This window comes from uncultured Dysosmobacter sp., assembly GCF_947631165.1.
GTDB lineage: Bacteria > Bacillota > Clostridia > Oscillospirales > Oscillospiraceae > Oscillibacter.
Genome location: NZ_CANRKH010000012.1, coordinates 41,760 through 60,305, shown reverse-complemented (window position 1 = coordinate 60,305; position 18,546 = coordinate 41,760). Strand labels below are relative to the sequence as shown.

The 18,546-nt window shown below is 60.5% G+C and carries 29 protein-coding genes and 2 other RNA genes; 16 read left to right on the top strand and 15 right to left on the bottom strand.

From position 1 onward, the window contains the following. Positions 1–27 precede the first annotated feature (27 nt). The gene (locus Q0Z69_RS07905) at positions 28–573 is read right to left on the bottom strand and encodes an NUDIX domain-containing protein (RefSeq protein ID WP_298031773.1); all 546 of its coding nucleotides are present in this window, start codon (positions 571–573) and stop codon (positions 28–30) included. A gap of 258 nt (positions 574–831) precedes the next feature. Between Q0Z69_RS07905 and Q0Z69_RS07900 the strand changes: the two genes are divergently transcribed. The 8 genes from Q0Z69_RS07900 to Q0Z69_RS07865 all read left to right on the top strand — a co-directional run bounded on the left by Q0Z69_RS07900 (position 832) and on the right by Q0Z69_RS07865 (position 5,633). Beyond that, complete coding sequence (locus Q0Z69_RS07900) at positions 832–1,158, top strand: helix-turn-helix transcriptional regulator (RefSeq protein WP_298031771.1); 327 nt, start codon at positions 832–834, stop codon at positions 1,156–1,158. After that, the gene (locus Q0Z69_RS07895; RefSeq protein WP_298031769.1) at positions 1,155–1,727 is read left to right on the top strand and encodes a chromate transporter; all 573 of its coding nucleotides are present in this window, start codon (positions 1,155–1,157) and stop codon (positions 1,725–1,727) included. The genes Q0Z69_RS07900 and Q0Z69_RS07895 overlap by 4 nt, the downstream gene beginning before the upstream one ends. Further along, positions 1,724–2,287: a chromate transporter gene (locus Q0Z69_RS07890; RefSeq protein ID WP_298031766.1), complete on the top strand. Its 564-nt coding sequence runs from the start codon at positions 1,724–1,726 to the stop codon at positions 2,285–2,287. The genes Q0Z69_RS07895 and Q0Z69_RS07890 overlap by 4 nt, the downstream gene beginning before the upstream one ends. A gap of 118 nt (positions 2,288–2,405) precedes the next feature. Further along, positions 2,406–2,879 (top strand): SsrA-binding protein SmpB, encoded by a 474-nt coding sequence (smpB, locus tag Q0Z69_RS07885; RefSeq protein WP_298031764.1) that lies wholly within the window; start codon positions 2,406–2,408, stop codon positions 2,877–2,879. 32 nt (positions 2,880–2,911) lie between these two features. After that, positions 2,912–3,436 (top strand): peptidylprolyl isomerase, encoded by a 525-nt coding sequence (locus Q0Z69_RS07880; protein WP_298031762.1) that lies wholly within the window; start codon positions 2,912–2,914, stop codon positions 3,434–3,436. Positions 3,437–3,686: 250 nt separating this feature from the next. Beyond that, a complete protein-coding gene (locus Q0Z69_RS07875) occupies positions 3,687–4,445 on the top strand; it encodes an SDR family oxidoreductase (RefSeq protein ID WP_298031759.1) in 759 nt (252 codons plus the stop codon). Between the two features lie 337 nt (positions 4,446–4,782). Then, positions 4,783–5,145, top strand: a transfer-messenger RNA (tmRNA) gene (ssrA, locus tag Q0Z69_RS07870). A 230-nt stretch (positions 5,146–5,375) separates the two neighbouring features. Next, positions 5,376–5,633: a helix-turn-helix transcriptional regulator gene (locus tag Q0Z69_RS07865; RefSeq protein WP_298031756.1), complete on the top strand. Its 258-nt coding sequence runs from the start codon at positions 5,376–5,378 to the stop codon at positions 5,631–5,633. A gap of 24 nt (positions 5,634–5,657) precedes the next feature. Here Q0Z69_RS07865 and Q0Z69_RS07860 read toward each other — a convergent pair whose 3' ends face one another. Next, on the bottom strand, positions 5,658–5,888 hold the full coding sequence (locus Q0Z69_RS07860) for a helix-turn-helix transcriptional regulator (protein ID WP_298031754.1): 231 nt from the start codon (positions 5,886–5,888) through the stop codon (positions 5,658–5,660). A gap of 172 nt (positions 5,889–6,060) precedes the next feature. Between Q0Z69_RS07860 and Q0Z69_RS07855 the strand changes: the two genes are divergently transcribed. The 8 genes from Q0Z69_RS07855 (at position 6,061) to Q0Z69_RS07820 (ending at position 8,954) form a co-directional block, all read left to right on the top strand. Further along, on the top strand, positions 6,061–6,993 hold the full coding sequence (locus tag Q0Z69_RS07855) for an amidoligase family protein (RefSeq protein WP_298031752.1): 933 nt from the start codon (positions 6,061–6,063) through the stop codon (positions 6,991–6,993). Between the two features lie 45 nt (positions 6,994–7,038). Further along, a complete protein-coding gene (locus Q0Z69_RS07850) occupies positions 7,039–7,275 on the top strand; it encodes a hypothetical protein (protein WP_298031750.1) in 237 nt (78 codons plus the stop codon). A gap of 1 nt (position 7,276) precedes the next feature. Further along, positions 7,277–7,343: hammerhead ribozyme type II (locus Q0Z69_RS07845), an RNA gene on the top strand. A gap of 12 nt (positions 7,344–7,355) precedes the next feature. Next, on the top strand, positions 7,356–7,574 hold the full coding sequence (locus tag Q0Z69_RS07840) for a hypothetical protein (RefSeq protein WP_298031747.1): 219 nt from the start codon (positions 7,356–7,358) through the stop codon (positions 7,572–7,574). Positions 7,575–7,588: 14 nt separating this feature from the next. After that, positions 7,589–7,768 (top strand): hypothetical protein, encoded by a 180-nt coding sequence (locus Q0Z69_RS07835; RefSeq protein WP_298031744.1) that lies wholly within the window; start codon positions 7,589–7,591, stop codon positions 7,766–7,768. Further along, the gene (locus tag Q0Z69_RS07830) at positions 7,765–8,208 is read left to right on the top strand and encodes a gamma-glutamylcyclotransferase family protein (protein ID WP_298031741.1); all 444 of its coding nucleotides are present in this window, start codon (positions 7,765–7,767) and stop codon (positions 8,206–8,208) included. The genes Q0Z69_RS07835 and Q0Z69_RS07830 overlap by 4 nt, the downstream gene beginning before the upstream one ends. A 2-nt stretch (positions 8,209–8,210) precedes the next feature. Further along, a complete protein-coding gene (locus Q0Z69_RS07825; protein WP_298031739.1) occupies positions 8,211–8,648 on the top strand; it encodes a hypothetical protein in 438 nt (145 codons plus the stop codon). Between the two features lie 3 nt (positions 8,649–8,651). Continuing rightward, positions 8,652–8,954: a hypothetical protein gene (locus Q0Z69_RS07820; protein ID WP_298031736.1), complete on the top strand. Its 303-nt coding sequence runs from the start codon at positions 8,652–8,654 to the stop codon at positions 8,952–8,954. A gap of 171 nt (positions 8,955–9,125) precedes the next feature. On the opposite strand, the gene Q0Z69_RS07815 is transcribed toward Q0Z69_RS07820, so the two are convergent. From Q0Z69_RS07815 to Q0Z69_RS07755, 13 genes are all read right to left on the bottom strand, one after another. Continuing rightward, positions 9,126–9,488 (bottom strand): hypothetical protein, encoded by a 363-nt coding sequence (locus tag Q0Z69_RS07815; RefSeq protein ID WP_298031733.1) that lies wholly within the window; start codon positions 9,486–9,488, stop codon positions 9,126–9,128. Then, entirely contained in the window at positions 9,488–10,300 is an 813-nt protein-coding gene (locus Q0Z69_RS07810) for a CHAP domain-containing protein (protein ID WP_298031730.1), read from the bottom strand. Before Q0Z69_RS07810 ends, Q0Z69_RS07815 begins: the two co-directional genes overlap by 1 nt. Before the next feature lie 3 nt (positions 10,301–10,303). Further along, positions 10,304–10,507 (bottom strand): hypothetical protein, encoded by a 204-nt coding sequence (locus Q0Z69_RS07805; protein ID WP_367272264.1) that lies wholly within the window; start codon positions 10,505–10,507, stop codon positions 10,304–10,306. Between the two features lie 13 nt (positions 10,508–10,520). After that, on the bottom strand, positions 10,521–10,829 hold the full coding sequence (locus Q0Z69_RS07800; RefSeq protein ID WP_298031726.1) for a hypothetical protein: 309 nt from the start codon (positions 10,827–10,829) through the stop codon (positions 10,521–10,523). A gap of 65 nt (positions 10,830–10,894) precedes the next feature. Beyond that, positions 10,895–11,356 (bottom strand): hypothetical protein, encoded by a 462-nt coding sequence (locus tag Q0Z69_RS07795; RefSeq protein WP_298031725.1) that lies wholly within the window; start codon positions 11,354–11,356, stop codon positions 10,895–10,897. Continuing rightward, positions 11,353–11,730, bottom strand: a complete 378-nt coding sequence (locus Q0Z69_RS07790) for a hypothetical protein (protein ID WP_298031722.1) — start codon at positions 11,728–11,730, stop codon at positions 11,353–11,355. The genes Q0Z69_RS07795 and Q0Z69_RS07790 overlap by 4 nt, the downstream gene beginning before the upstream one ends. Next, positions 11,672–12,895, bottom strand: a complete 1,224-nt coding sequence (locus Q0Z69_RS07785; RefSeq protein WP_298031719.1) for an RNA-directed DNA polymerase — start codon at positions 12,893–12,895, stop codon at positions 11,672–11,674. The genes Q0Z69_RS07790 and Q0Z69_RS07785 overlap by 59 nt, the downstream gene beginning before the upstream one ends. A 1-nt stretch (position 12,896) precedes the next feature. Then, a complete protein-coding gene (locus Q0Z69_RS07780) occupies positions 12,897–13,160 on the bottom strand; it encodes a hypothetical protein (RefSeq protein ID WP_298031716.1) in 264 nt (87 codons plus the stop codon). A gap of 217 nt (positions 13,161–13,377) precedes the next feature. Then, positions 13,378–16,071 (bottom strand): hypothetical protein, encoded by a 2,694-nt coding sequence (locus Q0Z69_RS07775; protein ID WP_298031714.1) that lies wholly within the window; start codon positions 16,069–16,071, stop codon positions 13,378–13,380. Positions 16,072–16,085: 14 nt separating this feature from the next. After that, positions 16,086–16,679, bottom strand: a complete 594-nt coding sequence (locus Q0Z69_RS07770) for a phage tail protein I (RefSeq protein ID WP_298031712.1) — start codon at positions 16,677–16,679, stop codon at positions 16,086–16,088. Next, the gene (locus tag Q0Z69_RS07765) at positions 16,666–17,826 is read right to left on the bottom strand and encodes a baseplate J/gp47 family protein (protein ID WP_298031710.1); all 1,161 of its coding nucleotides are present in this window, start codon (positions 17,824–17,826) and stop codon (positions 16,666–16,668) included. Before Q0Z69_RS07765 ends, Q0Z69_RS07770 begins: the two co-directional genes overlap by 14 nt. Then, entirely contained in the window at positions 17,816–18,136 is a 321-nt protein-coding gene (locus Q0Z69_RS07760; RefSeq protein WP_298031709.1) for a GPW/gp25 family protein, read from the bottom strand. Before Q0Z69_RS07760 ends, Q0Z69_RS07765 begins: the two co-directional genes overlap by 11 nt. Before the next feature lie 6 nt (positions 18,137–18,142). Continuing rightward, positions 18,143–18,544, bottom strand: a complete 402-nt coding sequence (locus Q0Z69_RS07755; protein WP_298031706.1) for a phage tail protein — start codon at positions 18,542–18,544, stop codon at positions 18,143–18,145. Positions 18,545–18,546: the final 2 nt, after the last annotated feature.

The following is an 18,546-nucleotide window of genomic DNA, read 5'->3' as shown; positions in this document are numbered from 1 at the left end:
CCTCCAAAAACGAGATAGTGTTCAGGGTCAGAGCTTCAAAAGCACCTTGGCCTTCAGCACGGCGGCCACTGTTTTGGCATCCTCGATCTCGCCGTTGAGGCAGCGGTGGACCATTTCGCCGAAGGGGATGCGCTCCACATTTAAAAATTCGTCCGGGTCCAGGTCCTGGGTCTCCATGCGCAGGTCTTTCGCCAAAAACAGGTGCAGCGTTTCGCTGAAGCAGCCGGGAGAGGGCAGGATGCGGCCCAGGGGCAGGAAGGTGCCCGGCACGGCGCCGGTCTCCTCCCGCAGCTCCCGCAGAGCGCCGGTGGCCGGGTCCTCGCCGGGGTCCAGCTTGCCTGCCGGGATCTCCAGCAGGGTCCTGCCGAACACATAGCGGTATTGGGTAACCGTCAGCACATTGTTTCGCTCGTCCAGAGGCAGCACCGCCACGCCGTCCACGTGGTCCACCACCTCACGGGCCGCGGTGCCGCCGTTGGGCAGCAGCACTTGGTCCACATGGACGCTCAGGATGCGGCCCTGAAACCGGTCCTCCCGGCTGAGCGTTTTTTCCGTTAAGTCCATAGGCATCATATGGCACCTCTTTTACTGGGGATAATCATATTGCATATTATACCATTCCTGGACGGGCTTGTCAAAAGAGACTGCGTGGACGCGGTGCGGGACGGGAACGTTCGCGGGGAGGAATCTGCGCTGTTCCCATGACCAGGCGATCCGGATTGTCAGATGTTTGCCCGATGGTGAAGGACAGCGCCTTTTGATATGGTGTTGACTTCCTTGCAAAGGAAGAGATATAATTAAGCGAATACTTAATTAAAAGGAGGGCGTCCAGTGGAGCCAGAGAAGGTGCTAAAGGCGCTGGGGGAACCGATGCGTTTCAGAATCTTGACCTGCCTCCTGGAGCGGAGGCACTGCGTGCGGTCCCTCTCAAAAAAGCTGGGGATCTCGGAACCGGCGGTCTCCCAGCATTTGAAGGTGATGCGGGAGGCGGGGATGATCTACGGCGAGAAATTCGGCTACCACACCCACTATTTTCCCAGGCAGGAGGCACTGGACGGGCTGGCGGCGTTGTTTGAGGAATTGCGTCAGAGGTCCCTGGCGCTGGATCGGGACAGGACGGCGTGCCAGTGCGAGTTCAGGAAGGAGAAGGGCATATGAATATCCTGGCGGACCTGTTTTTGACCTTTTCAAAGATCGGCCTTTTCACGTTTGGCGGCGGATACGCCATGATCTCCATGATCGAAAACATCTGCGTGGAACAGAAGCGGTGGATCACCCATGACGAGATGATGACCGTGACCGTGATCGCGGAGTCCACGCCCGGTCCTATCGCAATCAACTGCGCTACCTTCGTGGGCCGCCGGCAGGCGGGCTTTCCCGGCGCTGTGGCCGCGACCGTGGGGATCGTGGTCCCGGCCTTCGCGGTGATCTGCATCCTTTCGGCCTTTCTGGATCACGTCCTGGAGATCTCCCTCATCGCCAATGGATTTCAGGGGATCAAGATCGCGGTGGGACTTCTGATCCTGGACGCGGGGCTCACCATGGTCAAAAAAATGAAAGCCAAAGCTTTCCCCCGGGTTATTGCGGCGGCCTCCTTCACCGCGACGCTCCTTGCTGCAGTTTTCCATTGGAAGCTCGCTTCTGTGGATCTGATGCTGCTGGCCGCCGCCGTGAGCCTGGCTGTTTCGGCGGCCGGCGGCACGCTGAAGCGGAAAGGCGGCGCATGATGTATCTTGAGCTGTTTCTGGGTTTCCTGCGGGTGGGCTGCTTCGCCTTTGGCGGAGCCTACGGCGCCATTCCGCTGATCCGGGACGTGGTCCTGTCCCACGGTTGGCTGACAGAGGAGAGACTGACGTATATGATCGCCGTCAGTGAGAGCACGCCCGGCCCCATCATGGTCAATCTGGTGACCTATGTGGGCAGCAGCCAGGCCGGCCTCCTGGGGGCGGTCACAGCTACCGCCGCCGTGGTGCTTCCGTCCTTCATCATCATTTTGCTGGTCATGGTCCTGCTGAAAAACCTGCTGGACGCTCCGTATGTGCAGGCGGCCCTCCGCGGGCTGAAGCCCTGCGTGGCCGGCATCATTCTTGCGACAGGCGTGCGCATGGTTCTGGACCACTGCGTTTCGCCCGATGGGGGAACGCTTTTGGAGCCGCGGGCCGTACTGCTCACAGCCGTTCTGGCCGGTCTCATGGCCGTTTCTGGACCCGTCCTGAAAAAGAAAGCTTCGCCGATAACCCTGATCGTTGTCTCGGCGCTTCTTGGGGCAGCGGTGTATGGCGCGTAAGGCAGCGGAGACCGGAGGCCGCGGCGGGAATTGTCCGTTTGAGCGGAAAAACGGCGCTTTCTCGCTCTTGCGGTTTTTCTGGAAATATGCTATACTATAAAAACTTTCCAAGAGGGAGGTGAGCCCCACGGAGAAACGGGGGATCAAGATCGCGGCCCAGAACCGCAAGGCTTTCCACGACTACTTCGTGGAGGACAAGTACGAGGCCGGCATCGAACTGGCGGGCACGGAGGTCAAATCCATCCGGGCCGGCACGCTGAATCTGAAGGACGCCTACTGTACTGTGAAGGATGGGGAGCTGTTTGTCCACGGGATGCACATCTCGCCCTATGAAAAGGGCAACATTTTCAATAAGGACCCGGTCCGGACCCGCCGGCTGCTGATGCACAAGCGGGAGATCCGCAAGCTCCACGCCCTCATCAAACAGGACGGCTATACCCTGGTTCCCCTGAGCGTCTACTTCAAGGACGCCCGGGTGAAGCTGGAGGTGGGCCTGTGCAAAGGCAAGAAGAACTACGACAAGCGGGACGCCTCTGCCAGGCGGGACGCCGCCCGGGAGATCGACCGGACCATGAAGGAACGAAATCACTGAGAGATCATCAGACAGAAAGGAAACCAATCACCATGTCCAATCCCATTGTTACCATCACCATGGCCGACGGCCGGGTCATGACCGGGGAGCTGTATCCCGAGAAGGCCCCCAACACCGTCAACAACTTCATCTCCCTGGCCAACAAGGGCTTTTATGACGGCCTGATCTTCCACCGGGTCATACCCGGCTTCATGATCCAGGGCGGCTGCCCCAGTGGCTCTGGCTGCGGCGGCCCCGGCTATGAGATCAACGGCGAGTTTGCCGCCAACGGCTTCAAGCAGAACGACCTGAAGCACACCACCGGCGTGCTGTCCATGGCCCGCACCATGGCCCCCAACTCCGCCGGCAGCCAGTTCTTCATCATGGTGGCCCCTGCGCCCCATCTGGACGGCCAGTACGCCGCTTTCGGCCAGATCACCGAGGGGACCGACATCGCCATCGACATCTCCCGGGTCCAGCGGAACATGATGAACGACAAGCCCAAGAAGGATGTGGTCATCGCCTCCATCCGGGTGGATACCCAGTGTGTGGAGTACCCAGAGCCGGAGACGCACTGAAACAATGAGAAATGAGGCGTTAGAAATTTATAAATTTCATGTTCCTACTGTTTCCTGATAAAAAACTTTAAAAAGTTTTTTATTGCGGCGCACTGCGCTGTGCAGGAAAAGTATGGACTTTCATCACAGGCGGCTTCGCCGCCGGGGCCGCATAAGCGGCCCCAATCAAACAATGAAATTGTTTGAAGAGTGATCCGTATCAATTCCTAACTCCTCTTTCCTAATTCCGATTTTAAGGAGGGACAGCCTTATGAAAACAGCCATCATCACCGGCGCTTCCTCTGGACTGGGACGGGAGTTCGTCCGGCAGGTCGGGGACGTGTTCCCGGAGATCGAGCAGTACTGGCTCATCGCGCGCCGGGCGGACCGGCTGGAGGAACTGGCGGCGGCGCTGCCGGATAAAACTGTGGCCTGCCTGCCGCTGGACCTGTGCGACACCATGAGCTTTATGGCCATCCAGCAGAAGCTGGCGGAGGAACAGCCGGAGGTAGCCCTGCTGGTGAACAACGCGGGCTGCGGATATCTTGGCAATATCGGCGAGATGGAGACCGCCGCCCAGACCCGGATGATCGACTTGAATCTGCGGGCGCTGACGGCCATCACCAACATGACCGTCCCTTACATGGTCTCCGGCAGCCGCATCCTGAACGTCTCCTCCATTGCTTCCTTCTGCCCCAATCCCCGGATGACGGTGTACTCCGCCTCCAAGGCCTACGTGTCCGCGTTCACCATCGGCGCCGCCGAGGAGCTGCGGGAGAAAGGGATCACCGTGACGGCAGTATGTCCCGGCCCCATGCGGACTGAGTTCCTGGATCTGGGCAACATCATCGGCAACTCCAAAATGTTCGAGACCCTGCCCTACTGTGATCAGGTGCAAGTGGCTGGAGGCGCTCTTCGCGCCGCGCGGGCCGGACGGACCATCTACACGCCCAGGCTGTTTTACAAGTTCTACCGGGTCCTGGCGAAGCTGACCCCCGTGAAGCTGATGGTCAAATTCGCGAAAACCTGATTTTTTAAAAACGTTACGGAATCGTAACACAATTCGACTGCGAAATGTGTTATGATTCCAGTAGTAAATCCTGCGGACACCTTCCGCAAGGGATACCCCTGTGTTCCAAGCGCAAATCAGCGGAGCGTTTGCGCTTGGAGGAAGGGCAACGGAGCGCTGCAAGCTCTCGGCGGCAGCCGGGAGCGAGTGGAGCGCAGTTTGCCAAAGCGCAACTCACGTCCAAACCAAAATCGAAGCCCAACAAAGTGGGTTCGATTTTGAGAGGAGGGGCAACGGAGCGCTGCAAGCTCTCGGCGGCAGCCGGGAGCGAGTGGAGCGCAGTTTGCTCCGACGATGAGGGGGTGTACCGGTTTCGACGGGGGTATGGAGGCGGGACAAGCGGGCGGATGCGCCTAACATCCATAAAATGGGCAATTTATAAATTAAATAACAACAACACTGTTGCTGTTGCTGCCTAATTAAGGCAGCCGTCTGAACCGGAGAGGCCACAGGCCGGGGAAGGCGTCGTTGATGTGGCGTCCGTGAGGCGGGAAAGAGTTGACCTGCCCACGCATCATGACTCTCACCCGCCCCCCTGGCGTGACGGCTTGCCCGGGGGAAGGGGAACAGGGGAGCGGATCCCCGCAATAACCGTCTGCGCCCGGAGAAAGTCCCGTTAAAGTGCTTTCGGACGGGGGTTCAACTCCCCCCACCTCCACCAAGGCAGAGCCAGACGAACCACGGCGCGACCATCTACATGGTCGGCGGCGTATTCGTTCTGGCTCTTCCGTTTACCAAGACGGAAAAATAAAAAAACGGGTCGTCTGCATGGTGCCTTTCCATGCAGATGGCCCGTTTTTGCTCTCTGCCCTAACGAATACGGTTATTTTCTAACAAAAGCCAGCGAGATTCTAAAATTGCAGTTAGAATCTACCGTAAAGGAGCATGGCTATGATTAGGATTTTACTGTCTACCCGTCTTGGCGAACGGAGATGGACGCAAGCGGATCTCGCCCGCAAAACAGGGATCAGGCCATCGACCATCAACGACCTGTACCATGAGATTGCGGAACGAGTCAACCTGGAACATCTCGACCTGATATGTGAAGCCCTTGGTTGCGAGCTGTCCGAGCTGATTACCCGCGAGGACAACTCCGATGTGAGGGTTAAGACGCGCACCGGCGCGCCATTACATAAACGGCCGAAATAGGCCACACTCCCCAGCCCGGGCGCTTTATGCGTCCGGGCTTTCTTTATCTGCTGCGCTGGCGCGGGTGACCTCGACGACCTCCGCGATGGAGCAGTCCAGGTCTGTGCAGATCCTGTCGATGACCTCCAGCGCGACATACTCATTCCGCCCCATCTTTGCCAGGGTGGAGCGCCCGACGATTCCCCGGCTCACCAAGTCCATCTTCTTCATGTCCCGCGAAATCAGCGTGTGCCACAGCGGTTTGTAGCTTACCATGCAAATCACCTCCGTATCGCCATTCTATCACAACAGTTTCGACTTGTCAAAACTTTTTTTCGTAAAATCGAAAAAAAGTGTTGACAAGACAGTTGGCCCATGGTATCGTATAGATGACGAGGACACAAAACAAAGTTTTGATAAATCAGAACAAAATACGGAGGTAACGAAAATGTACGACATGATGAAGAAGCAGAACTTTGGCGTAGAAATCGAGCTGACGGGCATCTCCCGCATCGAGGCCGCCAAGGTCATCGCCAACTACTTCGGGACCACCACCCGCTACGGCGGCACCTACTACGACACCTACACCGCCACCGACCGCAAGGGCCGCACCTGGAAAGCCATGTCCGATGGCAGCATCCGCACCGAGCGGAAGGCCGCCGGTGGCCGGGTCAACGCCGGCCGGGATTACTCCTGTGAGGTCGTCACCCCCGTCCTCCAGTACGAAGATATGGACGACCTGCAGAATATCGTCCGCGCCCTCCGGGCCGCCGGTGCCATCGCCAACGATTCCTGCGGCATCCATGTCCATGTTGACGGCGCCAACCACCCCCCCGAAAGCCTGACCCGCCTGATGAACTTCGCCGTTGGCCGGCAGGACCTCTTCTACGAGGCGCTGGAGATTGGCTCCCGGGCAAACCGCTGGTGCCAGAAGATGAATCGCACCCTCCTGGCCGCCATGAAGCGGGACAGCGAAAAGAGCAAGGACAGCCTGGAGCGCATTTGGTACAGCCGCGCCAACGATGGCTATACCGGCGGCATCGACCACCAGCACTATAACTCCAGCCGGTACCACGGCATCAACCTCCACGCGTTCTTTACGAAGGGGACGGTTGAGTTCCGGCTGTTCAATGGCACCACCCACGCCGGGAAGATTAAGGCCTATGTCCAGTTTTGTCTGGCCATGAGCGCCTGGGCCATTGAGTGTCAGGACACCAAGCTCTACTTCAAGAGCTGCGCCAGCTACACCGCCGACCGGAAGGCCGCCCTGATGAACGGCGTCCTCACGAAGCGCCTCGGCCTGACCGGCCCCGAGTTCAAGACCTGCCGGCAGCATCTCACCGCCGCGTTCCAGCCCCGCACCGAGGCTGTGGTAGCGTAAAGACTTGGCTGCCCTATCGGCCACACGGGGAGAAAGGATACGACCATGGCAAGAAGAAAGAACGAGGAACCGAAAATCACGCACACGGAGATCATCGCCCTGGCCATCGAACAGATTTCCGGGAAGATGGCCCCCTACAAGGAGAAGCTGGAGGTAGCCGACACCGACGAGCTGCGCGCCCTAATCCAGAACATACTGGATCCGCTGGAGGTCAAGCTGGGGCTGCTCCTGAATCTCTACCGCATCGAAACCGGGAACGATTACGGAATCGACTTGGGCTGAATGCCGAAACGGGCCGCTGGCCCGTCCGACCGGGGATCGCCTCCCGGCGCTGATGATGGCAGGCGAGAAAGGGACACGAAATGAAAACCAAGCTGATTATCGACACCGAGCGTGAGGGATACGGCACCGACCAGGTGCGGCGCACCATGACCGTGGGAGAGCTGATTGCCGCTCTGGAGCAGTATGACGAGGACACCCCGGTTTTCCTGGGCTTCGATAGGCGGTACACCTACGGCGGCATCACCGAGGCCTGCTTCGAGGAAGTGGAGGCCGACGAGGACGACGAGGACGACGAGTAAGGGGGCGAGCTGCTGTGTTGATATTTACCGTCATCGACGCCCGCACCTTCCGCAAGGTCGGCCGGTATGAGTACGACGCCCCCAAGACCTGGGACGAGGCCCAGGCCCTGTTGAATGAGCTGCGGCGGGCCAAGTATCCGGCCCGGCTGTATGACCTGGACGATATCGTTATCACAGAGGAGGTCTCAGAATGAAGCGCAGATACTACATCGCCTACGGGAGCAATCTCAATGTGAATCAGATGCTCCAGCGTTGCCCGGACGCCATCGTGGTCGGCTCCACCGTCATCCAGGACTACAAGCTGACCTTCCGGGGAAACAGCCGCTCCGGGGTGGCCAACATCGAGCCCTGCCGCGGGGAGTGCGTCCCCGTAGGCATCTGGGCCGTCAGCCAGAACGACGAGGCGGCCCTGGACTGGTATGAGGGCTACCCCCGGCTCTACACCAAGCAGTTTTTCGTGGTCAAGGTGCGGGGGCGGATGGTCGAGGCCATGGCCTATGTCATGACGCCCGGGCACAAGATTGAGCCGCCGTCCAAGCGATACCTGGACACAATCCTGGAGGGATACGCCGATTTCAGATTCCGCACGGTGCCGCTGCTGGACGCTGCGGCCGAAGCACAGAAAGGAGCTTGAGCATGAGTTACGAACACTTCTCCCAGGGCGTCAATGACGCCATCGCCGCCAAGAAGGCCATTGAGGCCTTCGCCGCGGTGCAGACCGACGGGACGCACTTCTGCCCCCGGTGCGGCCGCTTCACGGTCAAAGACCGCCTGCATACCAACGCCCTGAGCCGCCACATCGCCGTTTACATCTGCGACGCCTGCGGAATGGATGAAGCCATCAGGGAGTTTGCCGGGGAAAGCCTCCCCCTCCGGGACTGGGCCGTTGCCCGACCCGGGGCGGCCATGCGGCATGACGACACCCACAAGCGCATGATCCGGGGCGAGGACTGCTGCCCGTTCTGGCGGCCAGACGAGGGCGGCACCTGTGTCGGCTGCCCCGGCGAGCCCCGGGCGTGCCTCTCCCCGGACGGCACCGCCGACTGCTATCTGCATGGGAAGGGGGCGGACTGAGCCATGATTGCCAGGGACAGCGACCATATCCGCGTTGCCGGTCATGTCGGCACCTGGTATGTCATCGACGAGGGCTATTTTGCCTGGGTCGAGGACACGCCGGAGGGCGGCGCAAAGGCCACCCATTCGCACCTGTTCCTCCTGGAGCATGAGCGATACGGCGACGAGGCGGCCGGCGTCATCGTGGACGAGCGCGGAAGCCTGGTGCTGGAAGATGTCTACAACGGCTTCGGGGATTTGGAAGAGGCCGGGTGGGCGGAGATAAGCGAACAGGAATACCGCGCCGCAATCACTAAGGCAGAATAAAAGCCCCGCAGCGCCCCCGTACATCAGTTGCAACAGCCGTTTCTCGCTGGCGGCGGGTTACTACCCTCCCAGGGCGGACAATCGCGCAGAGGGCGCGGAAACGGGCAAAAAGAAAAAGCCCCCTCACAGGACGGAAAATCCTGCGAGGGGGCTTCTCATGTCTGGGGGATATCAAATTGGGGGACTGTCCTGGAATGCGCCCGACGGCTCGACAAAGCCGGAGGCTTCTGCTGCTGCAAACTTTATCCCTTTGCCGTCCGCACCGGTGTTTTCGTCCCTGCTCTTATCTACGATGCGCGCCAGGACGATGGAAACGGCGGTGCCGATGGGGGTAAACGCCACCGTCCAGCAGGCGAGCGCGCCGGTGTACTGGTGCCGGATGCTCAGGACGGCCAACACGAAGCCCCCTGCAAGTCCGGCTGCCAGCAGCAGGATAAGCATCAGAGCCATGGCATTGGTAAAGCCCAGCTTCAGACGCGCCGCTTTTTGGACGCGCGCCCCGCCCCGCTTCGGGGCTTCATGCCGGCCACCCATCAGACCAAGCCGTGGATCTCCGCGAAGCGGTACAGCAGCATGGCCGCCTGCTCCCGGGTCAAGAAGTCCTGCCACATGTAATTGGGCAGACCGTCCGGCCCCGGGCCGGCGCCGGAGAAGATACCCTGCTCGATGGCATACTGGCGCGCCTTTTCGCTCCATTCGCCGCTGTCGTTGTCCTGGAGCTTGCCACGGTACTCGGCCATGGCCTTCTGGAACATCTCATTGAATTTCTCCTGATCCATTTCCTCTTCCTCCTTGATGATAGAGTAATCCGGCCGGCCATAGCCACCGATGCGAGCATAGCTCAGGGAATAGCTCTTGTCGCGGACGGCGCCCCCGTTCGGGACGACGCCGGGCAGGCTGGAGGTATTCCCTTCGATGGTATAGACGCGGCCACCTTCGACCTTTTCCACGATGCCGGTGTGCGCCATGGTCTTGCCCCCGTCATCCGTGAAGAAAATCTGATCGCCGGGCTTGGGGCTGCTCTTGTAGAACTGCCCCTTGTTCTTGTAATACTGCGCGGAGCTGGTGCAGCCGGCGCCATAGCCGCCCATCGGCTGGCAGGTCAGCTGCATACCCAGATCCAGGCCAAAGGTCTTGATAAAGACCCAGTCCACATACATGTCGCACCAGGCATAGCCGTTCTTGCGGCCGTTGTAGACGCCCAGGGCGTCCAGGTCGCGGGCATACTTGGTCCAGTTGTTGTCTCCGACATTTGCGGTAGGGTCGTCCAGGTCTTTGTTGGTCTCCTTCTCCAGATAGCCGATTTCGGCGCGGGCGGTAGCAAGGAGCCTTTCAACGGCAGTCATATGTCAGCCCTCCTCGCCGCTGGAATCGCCGGAGGATTTCTGGCTTTGCGTCCCGAAATAGAACGCAATAATAACCGCGTAGATGGTCATAAAATCCTGAGCGATATTGCCGGTAACGGCCAGATAGGCAAATACGGCGGTCAGGGTCAGAGTGACGATGGACTTCACGCTGGCCAGCCGCTTGATGACTTTGTCCTTGATGCTCATAAACAATTCCTCCTCAATTCAGATGGTCGGTCGCCTGTTCATTTAGGAAAGCCAGGTATTTGGCCCTGGCCTTTTCGTAGGCATCAACCGCGTCCTCGACCTCGCCGTTGGCGTGGCCTCTTTTCATGGCCATGGCCACTGCGTAGGACATCTTGGCTGTGGCCATTTGCATCTCCAAGGACAACAGGCTTTCTTTCTTCCGGGCGTTGGCCCGGGCGTCGGTTTCCTCCTCCCGTTTCTTCCAGCGGGCATTGATAAGCAACATGGCGATGCTGACGCAAAGCGACGGGAGGACCGCGACAAAAAGGGTTTCGATGGTCATACTCATACCTCCTGGGGGCGCAAAAAAGACAGCCCCCGGAGGGGCTGCCTTGGCGCTCTGTTTTGTTACTCTACCCGGTCCCAGTTGGCCGAGTAGGCGCTGGGGGAAAAAGCGTTGTTGTCCACCTTGGAGCGGTAGACGGCGGCGGGGTTCTCTGCGTCGGGATCTGTGCAGCACTCCCCGGTCATGTATACGCCGCTGGTGCCGAGCGGAGCCACATAGGGCTTCGCCCGCGCGGGGTCTTTGGTATGTGCCAGCCCCCAGATTGACCGGAGGCCGGAGGGCCGCCCCTCATAATGGGCGGCATTGTACGGCTGGAGAAGCGTCCAGACCTGGCCCTCGTCCTGCACCGGCGCACCCCGGGGCCAGCTGGAGTAATCCTTTTGCGGGTCGAAGGCTGGCACCTTGTCCTCTTCGGCAATCAGGGCGGTGCCGTCCATGTCGGCGGAGCGGGCGCGCAGATCCAGGGCGTCGGCACGGCCGCGGGCGCGCATCATCTCCAAGATCATCTCCTGGCTGCTGTTCATGCCTGGTTCACCCCCTCGCTGTACGCGGTGGCCATTTGGTCCCAGACGGCCTGCACATCGTCCTTGCTGGCGGAGTTCTCCTCCAGGTAGGACACGCGGCCCTCTAGGTCTCCAGGCTCGCCGCCGGGATCTGCGGCCTTGGCCTGTTCCAACAGGGTGTCGAAGTTGCTGGCGATGTCCTCCTGCAAGCTGCCGGTGTCGGCCAGCTCCAGGTGATACTCGTCATACTCCCAGCCCTTGATGGTCAGCCCGTCATGGTCCTCCTGGAACTGCCTGGCGTTCTCATAAAAGCGGACGAGGAAAAAGCCCGGCTTTTTAGGCTGCTCCTCCAGCGTAAAGGCGCCGCTGGGCGGCAAGTCGCCTCTTACCTTCATAGCGCACGACCTCCTTCAAGTTTCGTACCCCTATGGGGTCAACATATTTGATGCGCACATTGTGGCTGTCACAATGCTTGAGCTGCCCGATCCGGCTGAGCAGCGCGGTTGCCTGGTTGTAGGATATCGGCTGGCCGGAATCCAGCTTCTTTTGCACCCGCCGGCATTGGCGGGTAAAGCGGAGGAAATTCCGCTTGCGCATGGTGATGTAGCTGTGGCCAAAGCGGTAGCCGACCGCTGCTACCATTCGCGGGTGCCGGAGCTGCCGCTGGCGGTCTGTCATGGTGAGCCGGCGCCGCTGCGCCTTGCGGGTAAAGGTGGTGCGGTACACCTGCCAGTCCCCTTTTAGCCTCAGCTCCAGGGTCTGAAGCACCCGCGCCGTTTCCCGCATGGCGGCGTGGAGCAGCTTCTTATTCGGCCCGGTGGCCACGATGTTGTCCATGTGCCGGGTCGTAAACTTCACGCCCGGGTGAGCCAGGAGCATGCGGTCAAGCGGCTCCAGGTAGAAATTGGCCAGCCATTGGTCGATGTAAAGGCCGATATACAGGCCGACGCGCCCCCGGGTGATGTCGCGCCAGGAGAGGCCCCTGTCCAGGGCTTCCCGCAGGGTGATTTGCTCGCAGGTGATGCAGATGGCCACCAGCAGCAGGAATTCCTTGTCCTTGACCTTCCGCTCCAGGGCGGACATCAGCCGATCCAGGGGAATGGAATCATAGTAGCTCTTGACATCGGCTTCGCTGGCATAGGCGCTCTGCTTCGGCCTGTCCTGCATGGCGTGGCGCAGCCGCTTGTGGATGCGCTTCCCGCCCCGGTTGGGGACGGAGGAACATGACCACGGCGACATCCCGCGCATGAGGACATCCATCATGGCCTGGCAGACCATGATGTGCATGAGTCCGTCCTTCCAAAAGGACACCCGGAATGTGTCCCGCCATTTCTGGCTGGAAGGGTCGTAAATGGTTTTCTTCCGGGGCGTCTCCGGCTTGAAGCTGCGCTCCCGGACGATGGACTGCATCCGCTCTATGTAGAGATCCGTGTTGACCAGGACTTTGCGGACATCCTTCCGCTTTTTCTTCTTGCTCTCACGGGTCCCGATGCGGATACACCGGCGGATGAAGGCGGGGTCCTCCATTCGCTGGTAGATATAGCCTACTCTTTTCGGCATGTCAGGATAAGCCCTCCTTGTTTGTCTGCGGCGCTGTTCGAGCCTTGCGGCCTACTAAGATCCGTCCTGACGACAAAATTTTCACCGAGCGGTGAGGGGATACCCGCGCATTGACAAAAAGAGAGCAAACAAGAAGCCGCCCGCCGATGTTGCTGTTGCTGTTGCTGGACGAGTTGTTGGCGTTGAAGTACCAGAGACCGGCGTTGCCGGTGTTGTTGTAGTTGCCACCGACCATCAGCACTTTCCAGCCGGTGTTCGAGTTCACAGGAACAGAACCCCGACGCGCTGCGCAGATATTCCCGTCTTGATTATATCTGCGATGCTGGCCTCATGCGGAAAAACGGCAGAAAATAACGGAATCCGTTATTTCAAAAATATATAAACCGGGGGCTTCGCCCCCGGACCCCCATGGGGCCGGTGCCTCTTGTCGCTGGTGCGCTGCTGACCTGTAAGCTCCGGGGGCTGCGGCCCCCGGTCCCCCATTAGGGATCTACAAGGAGCCGCCCGCCGATGTTGCTGCTGCTGTAGCTGGACGAGTAGCCGGCGTCGAAGTACCAGAGACCGGCGTTGCCGGTGCTGCTGCAGTGGCCACCGACCATCAGCACTCTCCAGCCGGTGCTCGAGTGCACATAGTCCGGGATGCAGGTCGTTTCACTTCCTCCGTTCTTTGTCGGGAGGAACGCCCACGGGAAATTGGTGCTCGCGCCGATCTCCGTAATCCAGCCGCTATCGCAAAGGGTGATGCCGGCCGCCGTGTAGTTGGAGTCCGTGTCGTCGGCATAGTTGGCCGGGGTAAGGCAGATATGGACGACGCGCTCCTTGAAGTTGATGCCGTCGATCCACTCCCAGATGCTGCCCCAGGGATCTTCGATATGGCGATACTGCACCTGGGTCTTGCCGTCGGTGCCGTCCGCCCGGCCGGTATGGTAGTTCATGCTGTCCGTGCCGCCGGTGGTATGCGGAGAGGAATTGCCGTCCACATAGCCGCGCCCGACTTTCTTCTGGCTGTCCCAATCGGCGAACTCCACCAAGAACAGAAGCCAGACCGCGCACCAGGAGGCGTAATCGTACAGCCGCCATTTGGCGCCCTTCTGCTTCGCGCCGGTGCGGAACGCGCCCCGTGTCTGGCTGGCAAGCGGGGCCTGCCCGGTCACCGTCTTTTGGGCGTTCACGCTGCCGCTGGTGTTGTACCGGCCCACATACTTCCCGGAGCCGGGGTGCTTGGTGAAGCCGGTCTTGGCCTTGTCCGCGACATAGAAATACCGCTTCTTGCTGCCGGCATCGTCGATGATTCGGAAGTAATACTCCGGGATCAGCACCACGGTATCATTCGCCCGGGAGAAGCCGTTGGAGCCCTTCTTGGTGAAGCTGCTGCCGGAAACATTGTACTCCTCCATGCCGGCCCAAGGCATGAGCTGGTCAAAGGGGGAGCTGCCGGTGCCGGTGCCGACGGCGGGCTTCGGCTCGGTGAGGATGTCCACATTGACCAGGTGATTCGGGTCGCCCGTCTTGGTCAGTCTGGAGCAGGCGGTGGAGGTGCCGCTGTAAGTCCAGCACACGCCGACGATCTTCACATAGCTGAGTTCCAGCGTGTAGCCCTGATAGGCGGAGCAGTTCACGCTTCCCTCGGCGCTCTGGTCGTCCTTGGTGGCCACGGCCTTCCAGGTGCCGGTCTCCGGCAAGTAGAATTTCGTGGTCGTTCCCGTGGTGGAATTGTTGGTGAAGCTGTGGCTGTCCTTGCTCACCGTCAGTTTGCTCCCGGCGTCGATGGTGACGGTCAGCGTGATAAAGGCCACCTTTGCGGTATAGCTGCCGCCGCTGTCCGTCACATTGGCTGTGGCGGTGCTGGAAGTGCAGCTCTCCTTGGTGGCCTTGACGGTGTACTGGCCGGGGTAGTTGACGGTGAGGGCGCATGTACCGCTGCTGCCGCAGGTGCCGGTATAGCGGTGCGTCCCATTGACCGCCTCGACTGATGCGCCGTTCTCCGCCGTGACGGCGAGGGTGGCCGCGAAGTAGGACAGTGTGACGGTGTACTGCTTGACCTGGTCGACCACGACGGTCGCCTTGTCGGAGGTCTGGCCGGACAGGGTCGCTTGAAGCTCCCAGGTGCCGTATCGGGGGAGGTTGAACACGCAGGTCCCGTCCACGCTCGTCCCGCGCAGGACGGTTTCGCCGCAGGTACAGGTGACCTCGGAGCCGGTGGCCACGGTAACGGTGATCTGCGGCTTCACGCCGCCGCCCCCGCTCTCCGTCCAGGTGTAGGTACCGCTCTCGTCGTCCGCCTCGGTGCAGACGAAGGTCTGGCCGGTCTCGGTGTTGAGATAGGTCTGGCCGACTGCGCCCTTGGTATGCTCGTCTGGGTCACTGGTGCCGGTCAGGGGTTTGGCCCCGTCAATGGCCTTGCCCATGGCGTCAAGGGCATCGCTCAGCCGCCCCCCGTTGTAGGTCAGGTCATCGGCGTCGGTGGCCCCGGCCTGCTTCCAGGTGGTCTTGCCTTCCTCCGACTTCTCCGTGCAGACATATTCCTTGCCGCTGTCCTCGTCAAAGTAGTGCTGCCCGACAACGGCCTCCGTGTCCTCCGTGGGCGCGCCGTGCCCGGACACCATAGGCAGCCCGTAGTCCTCTCCTGGCGTCGCTGCGGTGATGTTCCCCTGGCCGTCACCCTTCAACAAGCCCTCGACCATAATCTTGTCCTGCTTCGTTGCAACGGCCTCGGAGACCATTTTCGTGACGGTCTCCAGGGTGACCACGGCGCTGGAGTCGATGTGCAGCTCCAGCTTGCCGGTGTTGTCAAAGGCCAGGAGCGCGTAGAAAGTGTAGACGAAGTCGGGGGAATCGTCCTTGCTCGGAATCGGGATATCCCTGTCGTTCTGGAACAGGGCGAGCAGCGTAGAGCCGCCGTCGTCCAGGCGGCCCCAGATGCCGTACTGGCTCAGATTGTACCCGGCGTCAGGCGCGGTGATCTGAAGCTTGACCTTATACCCGGCGGCCAGCTGCTCCCCGGAAATGATGCTCGCCGTCTGCTTCTGGCTGGCCAAGGTGGTCTGGGCCATCAGCGTGGCGACGGATACCCTGTTGGTGCCGGCGGCGGCGCTGTCAATGTGCAGCGTCTTTTCGCTGGCCCACTGGCTCAAAAGCGCATTTCCGGCGTTGGTGATTACTCCGGTCCATGCCATAAAAGTCCCTCCAATCAGTAGCGGACGGCGGTGGCCCCGTCAACGATTTCGCTGCCGAGATAAGCCGCATAGGCGTACTCTGTGGCGGTGCCGCCCGCATCGTAGTATTCAACCTCGTCCAGAACGGAACGCAGGTTTTTGTAGAAGTTCACACGCTCCAGCACGCGGGCGTGCTTCTCGGGATTGACGCCCTGGTAGGTCGCGTCCAGCTGCAGCCGGAAGTGATACGGCTCCCCGCCGTATTCCCACCATTCGGAGATCTGCGTCTCCGGGTAGATGGCGGAGATGGCGGTGATGACAGCCGCGGGCGTCCCCAGCATGCGGTGTACGCGCCAGCTGTTCTTTAGCGTGGCTCTCTTCTCCTCCAAGGTGTAGTCGGCGTCCCACCAGTCCACCTTGAAGTCCTTGGCCAAGATGTCCAACAGATCCTCGGGCAGCTCGTCGATGCGGGAGTAGATGGAGATGCTGGCTATCTCCGGCACGCGCGCGGCTAGGACTGCGCAGATGGCGGCGGCCATGGCCGTGATGCTCTCGTCGCCGGTGAGCGCCGGCGGGAATGCTTTGAGCAGATTGTCGGCGGTGATGCCGTGGGCGTCATTCATCTTCATAGCCCCCATTCGTCACGGAGATTTTCCCGACCTTGGCCACCTGGGGCGTGTACTTGGCAAGGTGCGTTTCCTCGTCAAGCTCGGTACCCGTGTGCAGCACGGTGAACTCCGGGGCGGTGAGGACGATCCGCTTGATGCCGACGCCGGCCAGGTATTCCCGCAGCTTGTCCGGGTTGATGTCCCGGCCAAACTTGGCGCACTGCCAGGCGGTGTATTGCTTCACGGCGGCGTCAACATCGGCCTGGATAGCCTCGGCGCTCTTTTCGGAGTCCGACTGGATGTAATAGGTGAATGTGATGTCATAGTCCTTCTGCTCCGCGTCGGCGGAGAGGACATGGTCTGTCAGCGGCCGCCGGGTGGCGTCGGTGCAGGCCGCGAGCATGGCTCGCTTGGTTTCCTCGGTGGCCAGGGTGCCGTCGTTCATAAGCGCGTACAGTTTGACGACACCCGCGCTGGGGCTGTTGGCCACGACATCGGCAATCTCCGTGCTGACGCTCTTGGCCCAGTACACATAGCTGCCCATGGCGCCGGCGGTGGAGAACGCGTCCATCGAGGCGCGCATGAGCGCGTAGAATTCATCGTCAGAGGCGGCGTCTGCGCCGTCGTCGGAGACCGTGGTATTGGAGCATTCGGAGCAGTAATCGTACAGGTCAACGAAGGTGTTGATTTGCCCGATGGCATAGCCGTTGCCCGCGACGCCTGCGGTCTGGCACCGGATGGGGACATCCACATAGGTGCTGCCGATCTCCACATAGGCGTCCGCGATGGTCTCCCAAATGAGGGTGCTGCTGGAGTCGGTCACGCGGGTGCCCGCCGGGATCAGCACCGCGCTCTGCTGCGCCTCGGAGATATGGAATCGCTCGGTGCAGACGGCGGGCTGGGCGGGTGGCCGCTGGGCCATGGAGATCAGCTCGGCCAGCGCGTCCAGGTTCTCCCCCTCCGCGCGGCTGGGGATATTCTGATTGCCGGTGCGGTTGTTGATGGCGCGCTCCTGGATGACGACAGCAGCGACAAACTGGATAATGAGCTTCTCCGGGCTTGCTGGCCGGACGGTCACGCCGGTGATGCTCTCATACAGGGAAATCAGCTGCGCCTCCACGGTCTCGGTGTCCGTCGGCACAAACTGATAATCGGTATTACGACTCAATGATGTTCACCTCCACTGTGGGAATCAGCCGCCCGGGGGAGGCTGGGTCGTCGGTAAAGAAAACATTGATGACCTCGGCCCGCGGCTCATACTCTTCCACGGCCTCTTTGACCTCGGAGAAAAGCATCGCCTTGGCCACGGGCATGGGCTTATCGACAAAACGCTGCGGCAGGCCGAAGCCGCGATACAAGGGGCATGTCCCCTGGCGGGTGGCCAGGATCAGGGCCACATTCTGGCACACAGAGGCGATGGTTTCCTCCTCGTTCAGCTGCACCCGCGTAAGGTCAGCGGCGGATACGGTATAGCTCATTCCTGCTCACCCCCTCAAATACTCTTGCAGGCTGATTGTCACCTTGGCGCTGGTGACATTGCCGTGGATATCGAAGGTCTGCATCGTCATCTCATGGCTGAGGACAGACCATCGGTATTTGCCATATCCTTTGTCCCCGATGACGAGCGGAACGGCGATGCCGTTGCGCTCATAGTTCCAAATCTTGACGACCTCGGCGATGGGGTCAACGCCCAGGTAGGCGGACAGGGTAATCTCGAAGCTCATGGTGTCGGGGTCCAGGCCTGTGAACTCGGTCAGGGCGTTCATGCCGTGGCGCTGGTGCGTGGCGTAGCGCGCGGAGCCGCCCCATTTCACATTGTCGATGGTTTCGACTGTCCTGGACGACACTTCAAAGACGACCTCGCCCAGACATCCGATAATGGCCATAA

Bases quoted from the DNA above. Each gene is read 5' to 3' on its own strand.
- Q0Z69_RS07905 (WP_298031773.1), bottom strand. From the start codon at position 573: ATGATGCCTATGGACTTAACGGAAAAAACGCTCAGCCGGGAGGACCGG.
- Q0Z69_RS07895 (WP_298031769.1), top strand. From the start codon at position 1,155: ATGAATATCCTGGCGGACCTGTTTTTGACCTTTTCAAAGATCGGCCTT.
- Q0Z69_RS07890 (WP_298031766.1), top strand. From the start codon at position 1,724: ATGATGTATCTTGAGCTGTTTCTGGGTTTCCTGCGGGTGGGCTGCTTC.
- Q0Z69_RS07880 (WP_298031762.1), top strand. From the start codon at position 2,912: ATGTCCAATCCCATTGTTACCATCACCATGGCCGACGGCCGGGTCATG.
- Q0Z69_RS07875 (WP_298031759.1), top strand. From the start codon at position 3,687: ATGAAAACAGCCATCATCACCGGCGCTTCCTCTGGACTGGGACGGGAG.
- Q0Z69_RS07865 (WP_298031756.1), top strand. From the start codon at position 5,376: ATGATTAGGATTTTACTGTCTACCCGTCTTGGCGAACGGAGATGGACG.
- Q0Z69_RS07860 (WP_298031754.1), bottom strand. From the start codon at position 5,888: ATGGTAAGCTACAAACCGCTGTGGCACACGCTGATTTCGCGGGACATG.
- Q0Z69_RS07855 (WP_298031752.1), top strand. From the start codon at position 6,061: ATGTACGACATGATGAAGAAGCAGAACTTTGGCGTAGAAATCGAGCTG.
- Q0Z69_RS07850 (WP_298031750.1), top strand. From the start codon at position 7,039: ATGGCAAGAAGAAAGAACGAGGAACCGAAAATCACGCACACGGAGATC.
- Q0Z69_RS07840 (WP_298031747.1), top strand. From the start codon at position 7,356: ATGAAAACCAAGCTGATTATCGACACCGAGCGTGAGGGATACGGCACC.
- Q0Z69_RS07830 (WP_298031741.1), top strand. From the start codon at position 7,765: ATGAAGCGCAGATACTACATCGCCTACGGGAGCAATCTCAATGTGAAT.
- Q0Z69_RS07825 (WP_298031739.1), top strand. From the start codon at position 8,211: ATGAGTTACGAACACTTCTCCCAGGGCGTCAATGACGCCATCGCCGCC.
- Q0Z69_RS07820 (WP_298031736.1), top strand. From the start codon at position 8,652: ATGATTGCCAGGGACAGCGACCATATCCGCGTTGCCGGTCATGTCGGC.
- Q0Z69_RS07815 (WP_298031733.1), bottom strand. From the start codon at position 9,488: ATGGGTGGCCGGCATGAAGCCCCGAAGCGGGGCGGGGCGCGCGTCCAA.
- Q0Z69_RS07810 (WP_298031730.1), bottom strand. From the start codon at position 10,300: ATGACTGCCGTTGAAAGGCTCCTTGCTACCGCCCGCGCCGAAATCGGC.
- Q0Z69_RS07805 (WP_367272264.1), bottom strand. From the start codon at position 10,507: ATGAGCATCAAGGACAAAGTCATCAAGCGGCTGGCCAGCGTGAAGTCC.
- Q0Z69_RS07800 (WP_298031726.1), bottom strand. From the start codon at position 10,829: ATGACCATCGAAACCCTTTTTGTCGCGGTCCTCCCGTCGCTTTGCGTC.
- Q0Z69_RS07795 (WP_298031725.1), bottom strand. From the start codon at position 11,356: ATGAACAGCAGCCAGGAGATGATCTTGGAGATGATGCGCGCCCGCGGC.
- Q0Z69_RS07790 (WP_298031722.1), bottom strand. From the start codon at position 11,730: ATGAAGGTAAGAGGCGACTTGCCGCCCAGCGGCGCCTTTACGCTGGAG.
- Q0Z69_RS07785 (WP_298031719.1), bottom strand. From the start codon at position 12,895: ATGCCGAAAAGAGTAGGCTATATCTACCAGCGAATGGAGGACCCCGCC.
- Q0Z69_RS07775 (WP_298031714.1), bottom strand. From the start codon at position 16,071: ATGGCATGGACCGGAGTAATCACCAACGCCGGAAATGCGCTTTTGAGC.
- Q0Z69_RS07770 (WP_298031712.1), bottom strand. From the start codon at position 16,679: ATGAAGATGAATGACGCCCACGGCATCACCGCCGACAATCTGCTCAAA.
- Q0Z69_RS07760 (WP_298031709.1), bottom strand. From the start codon at position 18,136: ATGAGCTATACCGTATCCGCCGCTGACCTTACGCGGGTGCAGCTGAAC.
- Q0Z69_RS07755 (WP_298031706.1), bottom strand. From the start codon at position 18,544: ATGGCCATTATCGGATGTCTGGGCGAGGTCGTCTTTGAAGTGTCGTCC.